This window comes from Bifidobacterium miconis (assembly GCF_019331735.1).
GTDB lineage: Bacteria > Actinomycetota > Actinomycetes > Actinomycetales > Bifidobacteriaceae > Bifidobacterium > Bifidobacterium miconis.
The window spans coordinates 39,077-50,203 of the sequence record NZ_JAHBBH010000016.1 but is presented as its reverse complement, the minus strand read 5'-3'; the positions used below and the strand labels follow the sequence as shown (position 1 = coordinate 50,203).

Below are 11,127 nucleotides of genomic sequence, written 5' to 3'. Positions count from 1 at the left end.
CGCCGTACGCTCCATCCGAACGGCTGCCGCTCATGCGCCCGAAGCGCGGCCGCATGCTGTGCGGCGTATGCCGCGGCATCTCGATGCATACAGGCGTTGGCGTCGGTTGGGTGCGTCTGCTGTTCGTGATCGCGACGTGCCTGTTCGGGGCGGGCATCGTTGCATACGTTTTCCTATGGCTGTTCATGCCGGTCGGCGATCCCGTCGCCGTGGCGCAGGCTCGTGCTGCATCGCGACCGACCGCGTCATCGCCGTTGTCACGCGGCAATCGCCGGATGGGCGGATGGACCGGCGGCGAACGCACCGGCGCGGCGAACGGCGACGGCGCAACATCGGACGGTCCCGCAGACCCCGCCCTCGCCGCCGCCGGCCAGTCGGAAACGCTGCTGGACGCGCTCAAACGCGCGCCGAAACCCGCGCTGGTAGCGCTGGCCGGCCTTGCGCTGCTGGCGATCACCGTCGTCATGCTGTACGGCGGCGTAGCCGGCGAGCTGATTCTGCCGATCCTGCTAGCCGTGACCGGCGTCGGTACGGCGTGGCTGCGCTACGGGGCGAAGGACGGCCAGTTGTGGTCGATGCTCGGCGGCGTGACGCTGCTGTTCGTCGCGTACGCGGTGTTCGTGTTCGAATCGGCGGTTCCCGGCTGGGGCGCGTCGCCACGGCGCATCATTCTGGCAGGATTCATGCTGCTGGCGGGCATGTGCGTGTCGATCGTGCCATGGATCAGCTCGCTGATCCGCGAACTCGGCACCGAACGCGCGTTGAAGGAGCGTGAGGAGGAGCGCGCGGACATGACCGCGCATCTGCACGACGGCGTACTGCAAACGTTGGCGTTGATCCAACTGCACAGCAACGAGCCTGCAACCGTATTCACGCTGGCCCGTCAGCAGGAGCGCGAACTGCGAGAATGGCTGTACCAGGAGCGCACCACGTCCGACCGGTCGGTCAGCGCCGGCATCAAGGAAGTCGCCGCGCACGTCGAAGACGCGCACGGCAAGCCGATCGAGGTCGTGACCGTCGGCGACGCGCGCCCCAGCGCACAAACCGACGCGCTGCTCGACGCGGCTCAGCAGGCGCTCGTCAACGCGGTCACGCACGGCGGCGAGCCGGTGTCCGTCTACTGCGAGGCCGGCAACGACACGGTCGACGTATTCGTGCGCGATCACGGCGACGGATTCGACGTCAATGCGATTCCCGAAGGCCGGCTCGGCATCCGCGAGTCGATCATCGGCCGCGTGCGGCGGCGCGGTGGTACGGTGGACATCGTGTCGCGGCCGGGCTGGGGCACGGAAGTGCGCATGCACATGCCGATCGCCGACGACGGCACGCACGTCGGCACCGCCCGCGGCGGCAGCGCGGACGAAGGCGGGCGCGCGGCGTGACCGCATGCCAACGATCATGGTCGGCAGGACGAACGATCAACGGACCGGACCATCAATGAGACGAATGTCCGACGGAACGAACGGAGAGAAGGGAAAGCCGAGATGAACAGCACGAACGGGGACGCCGGCATGGGCGATGCGACGGGCGCAACCGGCACGGCCGGAGCGAGGCCGATCCGTGTGGCCGTGGTCGACGATCACGAGATGTTCCGAGCGGGCGTGATCGCGACGCTGCAGCCGTATTTCACAATCGTCGGGCAGGCGCCGGACGTGGAGGGTTCGGTGGCGATGATCGCCGCGACCAAGCCGGACGTGGTGCTGCTCGACGTGCATGTGCCAGGCGGCGAGGGCGGCGGCGGAGCGGAGATTCTCGCCAAATCGCTCGCGTATTCGCCACATTCCGCATTTCTGGCACTGTCCGTGTCCGATTCGCCGCAGGACGTCGGCTCGGTGATTCGCGCCGGAGCGCGCGGCTACGTGACCAAGACCATTACGGGCGAGGATCTCATCAATTCGATCCGTCAGGTGAACGAGGGGTACGCGGTGTTTTCGCCGAAACTGGCCGGATTCGTGCTCTCCGCGTTCCAAGGCGTGCCGGTCGGAGGCGACGGGGTCGGCGCCTCCCCGGCAGGCGCCGGCGCGCGAGACGAGGAGCTGGACCGGCTGTCGGCCCGCGAGCAGGAGGTGATGCGGCTCATCGCGCGCGGCTACACGTACAAGGAGGTCGCGGCGGAACTGTTCATCTCCATCAAAACCGTGGAAACGCACGTCAGCTCCGTGCTGCGCAAGCTCCAGCTGTCCAATCGCACCGAACTCACCCGCTGGGCCGCTGACCGCCGCATCGTGTGACCCATGACCATGGACTTATGACAATCCGAGCGCATCGCGCGTCTGCGCGGCGTTAAGGAATTGGATGCCATGCAGGCCGACGGCAGTGGCGGCGGCCGCGTTGTACGCCTTGTCGTCCACGAATGCGGTGGTGGCCGGGTCGACGCCGAAGCGTTCGATCGCGCGCCGGTAGATCATCGGATCGGGCTTGCGGATCCATTCCTCGGACGAAACCACCGTGTCGCGCAGCAGTCGCAGCCACGGGAACTTCTCCTGCGCGGCGTGCACGTACTTTGCGGTGAAGTTCGTCAACCCCCACAGCCGCACGCCGGCCGCGTCCAGATCGCGCAACAGCGTCGGCATGCCGTCGATCATGTCGTACAACGACAGTTGCTGCCGGTCAAAATACACGCGGAACACCCACGCCACGGCAGGGCCGTGATGCCGTTCGTAGTCGGCGAGCACGCGCTCCTCGCTCCAGCCGGAGTCGCTCATCGCGTCGTAGTAGTCGAATCCGTATTCGTCGGCCTTGTCGAAGAACATGTCGACCACGCCGGCCGGATACTGACCGTCAAGCGGCAGCCGCGGCCGCCAGTCCAGCAGCACGTCGCAATAGTCGAAGATCACATCGGTGTATGCACATTTGCCCATGCCCCTCACCATACCCCGGCAACCGGCATGACGTTGCATGCTTGAGAGACATTGAAGCCAGCAGACTGACAATCGGAATGGAAGCAAAAAAATGGGCCCAGACATAATTGTCTGGGCCCGATTGCGGACAGGGCGAGATTCGAACTCGCGGTGGGTTGCCCCACAACGGTTTTCAAGACCGTCTCTTTAGGCCGCTCAGACACCTGTCCATTGAGTGACACGCCATCAGCGAGTCAACCGTTACAGTGTAGCGCAACATGGAGAAAACGCGATGCGCGTCGCACGAACTCACTCCTTGCCGGATATGATGTCGGACAGCGTCTGACGCATGGCCGTACAGTATTCCGGGATGTCTTCGGGCTGAGCGAGCGTCATGACGTCAGCCAGTCGCACGTTCGGCAGATCACCGGCCGCCGGAGGATCATCGACCGCGTTGATGATCATGTCCGCAACGGCGGATGCGTAGTCGATCGGATGCCCTGACTTGATCCAGCCAAAGGTCGCCGGCATGGTGAACAACGCGACTTCGACCAGCTGGTCGCGATTGTCGACGGCATCCTGCGAGTCGGGCGATGCGTCGGACTGGGACCCGTCCGGAGCCTCGCCTGCGAACCATTCGTCATGTCCATCGGACATTCTCCGCAGAGTATCGCGCAGATCTGTCATGCCGGCGTATGCCATCGCGGTGGCGTCGCGGACAACGTCGTCGACCATGCCGGCCGCATGCTCGAACCATTGCGCATAGGCGGCACCGTCGTCGGTGGCCATGTAAGCGGCCCACTGCTGCCGTTCCCGCTCCATGCCCTTGTATTCGCCGTCAGGATGCCGGATCCAGTCTCGCTGCGCGCGCACCCAGCCGTGCATGCCGCCAACCTTGGACTCCAGCTCCGTCACCGACTGCATGTTCTCGTCGTACCATGCTTCGCATACGGCATCGATCCACACGTCGACCGTCGGCTTCGACGAGATCGGTTCGGCGGAAACATCGGGCGCATCGGCTTCGGCACCACCGCCATCGGACACCTCGCCGACGGACCGTCCGGGCACCGACCGACCGGTCGCCAAACCGACGGATGAGGCTGCTTCCGGTTCGACATCGTCGCCGCCAAAGCCGAGCACCAGCCCGACGTAGTACGGAACAAGGCATACCACAGCGGAGATGATGACGGACGCGACCAGCCACCACACCACCCATGCTTCCAATGCGCCCCACAACACGGTATGCGGGTCGCCGATCATGTGGTGCGACGCCATATAGCCCAAAACCAGCAACGTGACCGGCAGCGACAACAGACCCCACACCACCATGTCAGCCAATGCAGCGATTGCCGCCACCGCGGAAACAATGATCGCCAGGAAAAGCACCACATAAAGCAGCCACAGTATCGGGTCGAACGCCCCGCCTCCGGTGGCGCCGCGAATGCCGGAGGCATACTGGTTGCCCCATCGCAGTATGCGGATCGGTCCGGCCACGATCCAGGTGAGTCCGGTGAACACGGCCGTGCCGCTGCCGGTTTCGATATAGGCCAGCAGGAACGCCGCACCCCAGAGCGCCGCGCCGAGCACGTTGGCGAGTATCACCGCCCCCGTTCCGAGCAGGAACAGCTTGCCGACCTTCCCGGTGACCAGTCGGGTCCACACTTTCGCCGGCCACACGAGACAATCCAGATATCCGCGCACCGGTCGACGCCAGTGGCGAAAGATCAGCACGACGAACGGCACCACGCATATGATCGCGTACTTGCTGAACGCCCACCACAGCAACCGGATGATGCCCTGCACCGAGCCCAAGATCACGTATCCCATTTCGGCGCCATCGAACGAGAGCGAACCGTTGGGGTTGAGTTCCAGATAACGGCGGCTCCACATGTCGTCGGGGTTGGCCGCCGCCATCTCGGACGCGATAGGGTTCAGCGTATGGCTGATCCACAGATTGGTGCTGTAGCCCCACGCCTTCATCGTTCTGCCGAACACGTTGAGGTTCGGCACGATCTCCGTCAGGAAGGTGAAGGCGATCACGCCCCCGGCGACTGCCGCGAACACCACCAGCATGGAGTAGGGAACCATAAGCAGACGGCCGATCACTCCCATGATCGAGGCCACCGGGTTGAATCCGAACGTTCCGCCAGCGGGCTTCCCCGCGGTTTTTGCCGCAGCCGGAACCGCTTGGGTCCCATCCGCGGCCGTGTTCTGCATGTCATTCGACGTCATATCATCACTCATATCTCTCTCAACCGGACAATCCGCGCGCGAATCATCCGTCTCTCTCCGGTCCGAGTCTAGCCGCCGAACAGTCCTCGCTATACAAAAAATCCCCGGAAATGAGCAGTGCGCTCATTTGCCGGGGATTTCGGTTCAAACTAGCGAACCCGTGATGAAATCAGGCTTCCCACTTGACGAACGGTCCAGTGGACTGTTCGTAGCCGCGCACAGCGACAGCGGCCGTGCGCGACGCAGGACACGGCAGGCGGGACGAACGTCACGCCTCCCACTTGGTGGGCTCGATGACTTCCTTGCCGCCCATGTACGGACGCATGGCCTTCGGGATCTCGATGGAGCCGTCCTTCTGCTGGTGGTTCTCGAGGATCGCGACGAGCCAGCGGGTGGTGGCCAGCGTGCCGTTGAGCGTGGAGACCGGGCGGGTCGAGCCGTCGGCCGTGCGCTCGCGGATGTTGAGGCGGCGGGCCTGGTACTCGGTGCAGTTCGAAGTGGAGGTGAGCTCGCGGTAGCGGCCCTGAGTCGGCACCCACGCCTCGCAGTCGAACTTGCGGGCGGCGGAGGAGCCGAGGTCGCCGGCGGCGGTGTCGATGATGCGGTACGGCACCTCGACCTTGGCGAGCATCTCCTGCTCCATCTCGAGCAGGTGCTGGTGCTCCGCGTAGGAGTCCTCCTGCTTGGCGTAGACGAACATTTCGACCTTGTCGAACTGGTGCACGCGGATGATGCCGGAGGTGTCCTTGCCGGCGGCGCCCGCCTCGCGGCGGTAGCAGGACGACCAACCGCAGTAGCGCAGCGGGCCGTTGCCAAGATCGAGGATCTCGTTCTCGTGCATGCCGGCGAGCGCCACTTCGGACGTGCCGACGAGGTACTGGTCGTCGGGCTCGCGCAGGCGGTAGATCTCGTCGGCGTGGGAGTTGAGGAAGCCGGTGCCGCGCATGACTTCGGGTCGAACCAGCGTCGGGGTGATGGCGAGCACGAAGCCGTGCTGCTCGGCCTGGTCGACGGCCATGGTGAGCATGGCGATCTGCATGCGGGCGACCGCGCCGCGCAGGAAGTAGAAGCGGGAGCCGCCGACCTTGACGCCGCGGCGCATGTCGATGCCGGCGACCTCGGTGCCGAGGGTCAGGTGGTCCTTCGGTTCGAAGCCTTCGGCCGCGAAGTCGCGGATCTGGCCGACCTTCTTGACGACCACGTAGTCGTCCTCGCCGCCTTCCGGCGCCTCCGGCTCGACGATGTTGGAGAGCTTCCACATGGCGGTGGTGTACTCTTCGGCGGCGGAATCGGCGGTGGCCTTGTATTCGGCGACCTTGGCGGCGAGATCCTTGGTCTGCGCGATGAGCGCGGCCTTCTCGTCGGCCGGGGCGGCGGCGACCTTCTTGCCGATTTCCTTCTGCTGGGCGCGGGCCTCCTCGTATTCCTTGAGGGCGGTGCGGCGGGTTTCGTCGGACTTGAGCACTTCGTCGACGAGTTCGACGGATTCGCCGCGCTTGCGCTGCGATTCCTTCACGACGTCGGCATGGTCACGAATGAATTGAATATCAAGCATGTGCCCCAGCCTACCGCCGTAAGCCGACACGCGGCAAGAGCCCCGATCCCCCTGACACGGCGGAGCTCGACGACGCAGGCACGCGCGCGAACGTGCAGGAATCGTCGAGTTTCGTCGTGTCGCGGGAGCGTCGCGAGCGCAATGCGGGAACAATGGGAACCATGCCTACCGCCACCATCGTCGCCATCGTCCTCGCCGTCGTCGCCGGCATCGTCGTCATCGCGGCCGCCGCGTACCTTGCCGTCCGTACGCTGCGCCGCCGTCGGCTCGCCGAACAGCTCGACCGGCGCGACGACGATCAGGTGCACTACGCGTTCATCGTCAATCCGTCCAAACCGCAGGCGGCGGAACGCAAGAGGCACATCAAGCAGTTCTGCAAGGCCAAGGGACTCACCGAGATCGAGTTCATCGAGACGAAACTCGACAAGGACGGGCGCGCATGCGCCAAGGAGGCGCTCGCGCACGGCGCGGATGTGGTCGTCGCGGTCGGCGGCGACGGCACGGTGCGCACGGTGGCGAGCGCCGTGTCGGGCACGGGCCATGCGCTCGGCATCATTCCGATCGGCACGGGCAACCTGTTCGCCCGCAACATGGGCATTCCGGTCGACGACATCGACGCGGCGCTGTCGGTGGCCACGTCGCACGGTTCGCGGCACGTCGACATGGGCCGTCTCACGCTGCTTGATGACCCGGATTCGGATCACGGCCACGCGTTCCTGATCATCGCGGGCATCGGCTTCGACGCGCTGATGATCGACGACACGGACCCCGAACTCAAGAAGAACATCAGCTGGCTCGCGTATTTCGTGTCGGGCGTGAAGAACCTGTTCGCGCCGAAGTATCACGGTTCGGTGACGATCCGCAGCGCGGACGGCAGCTCGCACACGATCAAAGGACTCGCGTTTCGCACGTTCATGGCCGGCAACTGCGGCCAGATCCCGTTCTTTTCGCTCATGCCGGACGCCTCGTACGACGACGGCATCCTCGATTTCGAGATCATCGACACGTCGGGCGGCATTCTCGGCTGGGCGAACCTGTTCGGCGACGTGGTGCACCAGACGATCACCGGCAAGTCCGGGTCGAGTCCGCTGTCGACGAATTCGTCGATCGACAACATTCAGGGCGTGAGCGCGGAGATCATGCTGGAGAAGCCGGCGCTGGCGCAGGTGGACGGCGACATGCTGCCGGTCACGCGCCACATTCGCTTCGACGTGGAGCGCAAGGCGCTGTGCGTGCGCGTGCCGGAGGTCGACCCCGATCTGTCGGCGACGGGCATCATTCCGCCGATCAAGTAGTCAAGTAGCGTAATCAGGCCGCGTTCGCACGTGCGGCGCGGCGCTCCTCCTTCGCGTCGGAGGTCACGCGTGCGATGTGCAGCGCGAGATAGGCGACTTCGTCCGCGGTGAGCGGCTCGCCGAGCCGGATGCGCACGATGTCGGCGACGGCGCGCGCGCAGCTCGTCGCCTCGGGATACGACTGCGTGATGGAGTCGATGATCGGCTCGGGCTCGCGGTCGAGCTGTTCGTGCTGGCGGATGCGCACGAACAGGTAGCGCAGATGCGTGATGAAGCGGCCGACGTTGACGCTGTGCTGGTCGAGTTCGATGCCGTAGCAGCGTTCGATGACGGCGATCATCTGCTGGATGATGCCGGTCATCTGGTACGTGTACGACAGGTCGCCGGTCGAAAAGCCGGCATTGACCAGATGCATGGCGAGCGCGACGGTTTCGCCGTCGGGCAGGATGCCGTTCAGCTCGGCGTTGAGCTGGGCGATGAGACGTTCGGCCTGCTCGTATTCGGCCGGATACAGCGATTGGACTTCGGCCGTGAGCGGATAGGAGACCTGGTCTCCATGCTTGAGCCGGCGGAGGGCGCCGGCGATGTGATCGGCCAACGCCATGACCAGCGTGGGCTTGGACTCGGCCTGCGAGCCCAGGCCGACGCGGGTCATGGCGTCGGTGACCAGACGGATCATTTCGGGCGGGATGTTGGACAGCAGTTCTGCCAGATGATCCGGATCCCGCCCGTCGGAGGGGACGAACACCCGAACGACCTTCGCGTTGTCGATCTCCTGCCCCGGTTTCGCCTTGAAGCCCAGTCCCCTGCCGGTGACGATGACTTCCTGCGCGCCGTCCGCAGCGAGCACGACGTTGTTGTTGAACACGCGAAGCACTTTCAAGTGCGTCCCCTTTTGTCTATACGGCCTCCAGACTCAGTGCTGGATGTCGAGCACCGGGTCGCCCGCGGCGACGTCGATTCCCGTCTTCGGAGTGACGCCGGCCAGGGCCACGGTATTGAGCACCGTCATCAGGGTGGTGGTGCTGTATCCCGCTGCCTTGACCTTATCAAAATCGACGGTCACGAGCGTGTCGCCGGCGTTGACGCGCTGTCCGGCGGCCACGGCGACGGAGAAGCCCTCGCCGTTCATCTTGACCGTGTCGATGCCGACGTGCACGAGCACTTCGACGCCGTCATCGGACTTGATGCCGAACGCGTGGCCGGTCTCGGCGACGGTCTGCAGCACGCCGGAGATCGGGGCGACGACGGTCGAGTCGGTCGGCTGGATGCCGACGCCCTCGCCGAGCGCGCGGGAGGCGAACACCGGATCGCCAGTGTCGTCGAGAGAGATCACGTGGCCGGCGACCGGGGCGTTGACCGTGTCGGTCGCGGTCGCGGCGGCAGCCGGAGCTTCGGCAACGGCAGTGGCGGTCGCGGCGGCCGGAGCGGCAGCCGGGGCAGCGGCCGGAGCGGACGCGGCCTGAGCCTCGAGCTCACGGTCGGCCTTCTCCTGGGCGAGGCGTTCCTGCAGCTCGGCCTTCTGCTCCGGGGTGCGGTAGTCGAGCGTGATGATCAGGAACATGGACACGGCGAACGCGACGGCGATGGACACGCCGTAGACCCACATCTGGTTGAACACCGGGATGGTGAGCAGCGAGGTGAAGGCGAACGCGGTGGTGGTCACGCCGCGCACGGTCTCGCCGGAGGCCACGACGGACGGGAACAGCCAGCCGAGGACGGCGATCACGACACCGCCGGTGCCGCAGCCGATGAGCATGCGCTTGTAGACCATCTTGTAGCGCAGGTGGATGCCGTAGAGGGACGGCTCGGAGACGCCACCGAGCAGGCCGGCGGCGAGGGCGCCAATGGAGGTCTGGCGCATTTCCTTGTCGTGGTCGCGGATGGAGATGAACAGCACGCCGGCGGTGGCGCCGAAGCAGGCGAAGTTCCACACGCCCATCGGGCCCTGGATGAAGTCGTAGCCGAGCGACTGGATGTTCATGAGCATGAGGGCGTTGAGCGGCCAGTGCAGGCCCAGCGGCACGAGGAACGGGTAGAGCAGCGGGATCGCGATGGCGAACACGAACGGAGCGTGGCCGTTCATCCATGCGAGGACGACGCCGAGGCCGTTGCCGACCCACACGCCCAGCGGGCCGATGATGAAGGCGGTGAGCACGCCGACGATGATCATGGCGAAGAACGGCACGAACACGAGCTGGACGCTGTCCGGAATGATCTTCTTCAGGCCGTGGTAGACGAGGCCGAGCACGGCGGCCATCATGAGCGGCACGAACACGTTGCCGGAGTAGTCGGACAGCTGCATCGGCAGGCCGAACACGGTGGCGGTGCAGTCGGTGGTGCCCAGCGTGGCGTTCTCGACGCAGGAAACCGCGTTGCCCCACGTCTTGGCGTCGGACAGGGCGGCGAACTGCGGGGTCATGAGCATGGCCATGATGGAGCCGCCGAGCCACGGGTCGACCTTGAGCTTCTTGGAGGCGTTGTAGGCGACCATGATCGGCAGGAAGTAGAACACGCCCTTCCAGATGGCCTTGATGAACATCAGGGAGGTGTTGTCCTCGTCGCCGGCGATGACGCCGAGCGAGATGAACAGGTTGACGAGCGCGATGATGATGGACGCGCCGAGCAGGACGCCCAGGATCGGGCGGAACGAGTCGGCCAGGTACTCGAAGAACGAGTCGAGCCAGGCGACCTTGCCGCGCGCCTTCGCGCGTTCGGCGGCCTTGACTTCGGCATCGGTCATCTTGCCGTTGTTGGCGGACTTGGCCGCGCCGCCGGCGTTCGCCATCTCGGGCAGGTGCATGATCTCCTCGTACATGGAGGCGACCGCACCGCCGATGACGACCTGATAGCGGTCGCCGGCCTGCGGGACCGCGCCGAGCACGCCCTTCATGTGCTGCAGGCGGTTCTGGTCGACCTTGCCGCCGTCGACAAGCTCGAAACGCAGACGGGTGGCGCAGTGCGTCAGGCTCTTGACGTTGCCCGCACCACCGATGGCGTCGATGATCTGCGACGCTGTGGATTCAGCCATCTTTGGTTTCCTTCCCTTGTGTTTCCTGTTGTTCTCCTGTTATGTTCTCCGCCCTCGCAGAACCGCAAGACAACAAAAAAAGACCCAAGACATACACCTATGGCTGGCATATGTCTCAGGTCTTGCGTCTTATGTGACTTGCAACCCTGCAAAAGTAGAAGTTCATAAGGCAGT

At 65.1% G+C, this 11,127-nt stretch carries 8 protein-coding genes and 1 tRNA gene; 3 read left to right on the top strand and 6 right to left on the bottom strand.

Going from position 1 to position 11,127, the window contains the following annotated elements; genetic code table 11:
• Positions 1–32 precede the first annotated feature (32 nt).
• Together KIH79_RS07035 and KIH79_RS07030 are read left to right on the top strand one after the other, a co-directional pair.
• On the top strand, positions 33–1,382 hold the full coding sequence (locus tag KIH79_RS07035; RefSeq protein ID WP_219058785.1) for an ATP-binding protein: 1,350 nt from the start codon (positions 33–35) through the stop codon (positions 1,380–1,382).
• Positions 1,383–1,511: 129 nt separating this feature from the next.
• Positions 1,512–2,231 (top strand): LuxR C-terminal-related transcriptional regulator, encoded by a 720-nt coding sequence (locus KIH79_RS07030; protein ID WP_219058784.1) that lies wholly within the window; start codon positions 1,512–1,514, stop codon positions 2,229–2,231.
• Positions 2,232–2,246: 15 nt separating this feature from the next.
• On the opposite strand, the gene KIH79_RS07025 is transcribed toward KIH79_RS07030, so the two are convergent.
• The 4 genes from KIH79_RS07025 to serS all read right to left on the bottom strand — a co-directional run bounded on the left by KIH79_RS07025 (position 2,247) and on the right by serS (position 6,627).
• Complete coding sequence (locus KIH79_RS07025) at positions 2,247–2,861, bottom strand: HAD-IA family hydrolase (protein WP_219058770.1); 615 nt, start codon at positions 2,859–2,861, stop codon at positions 2,247–2,249.
• Positions 2,862–2,985: 124 nt separating this feature from the next.
• Positions 2,986–3,070, bottom strand: a tRNA-Ser gene (locus tag KIH79_RS07020).
• A gap of 79 nt (positions 3,071–3,149) precedes the next feature.
• On the bottom strand, positions 3,150–5,084 hold the full coding sequence (locus KIH79_RS07015; RefSeq protein ID WP_219058769.1) for a hypothetical protein: 1,935 nt from the start codon (positions 5,082–5,084) through the stop codon (positions 3,150–3,152).
• A 256-nt stretch (positions 5,085–5,340) separates the two neighbouring features.
• Complete coding sequence (gene serS / locus KIH79_RS07010; RefSeq protein WP_219058768.1) at positions 5,341–6,627, bottom strand: serine--tRNA ligase; 1,287 nt, start codon at positions 6,625–6,627, stop codon at positions 5,341–5,343.
• Positions 6,628–6,779: 152 nt separating this feature from the next.
• Here serS and KIH79_RS07005 point away from each other — a divergent pair, with 152 nt between their 5' ends.
• Entirely contained in the window at positions 6,780–7,922 is a 1,143-nt protein-coding gene (locus KIH79_RS07005; RefSeq protein ID WP_219058767.1) for a diacylglycerol/lipid kinase family protein, read from the top strand.
• Positions 7,923–7,935: 13 nt separating this feature from the next.
• Here KIH79_RS07005 and KIH79_RS07000 read toward each other — a convergent pair whose 3' ends face one another.
• Positions 7,936–8,805 (bottom strand): PRD domain-containing protein, encoded by an 870-nt coding sequence (locus tag KIH79_RS07000; protein ID WP_219058766.1) that lies wholly within the window; start codon positions 8,803–8,805, stop codon positions 7,936–7,938.
• 33 nt (positions 8,806–8,838) lie between these two features.
• Positions 8,839–10,953 carry a glucose PTS transporter subunit IIA gene (locus tag KIH79_RS06995; protein WP_219058765.1) on the bottom strand — a complete coding sequence of 705 codons (2,115 nt, stop codon included), beginning with the start codon at positions 10,951–10,953 and terminating at the stop codon, positions 8,839–8,841.
• Positions 10,954–11,127 lie beyond the last annotated feature (174 nt).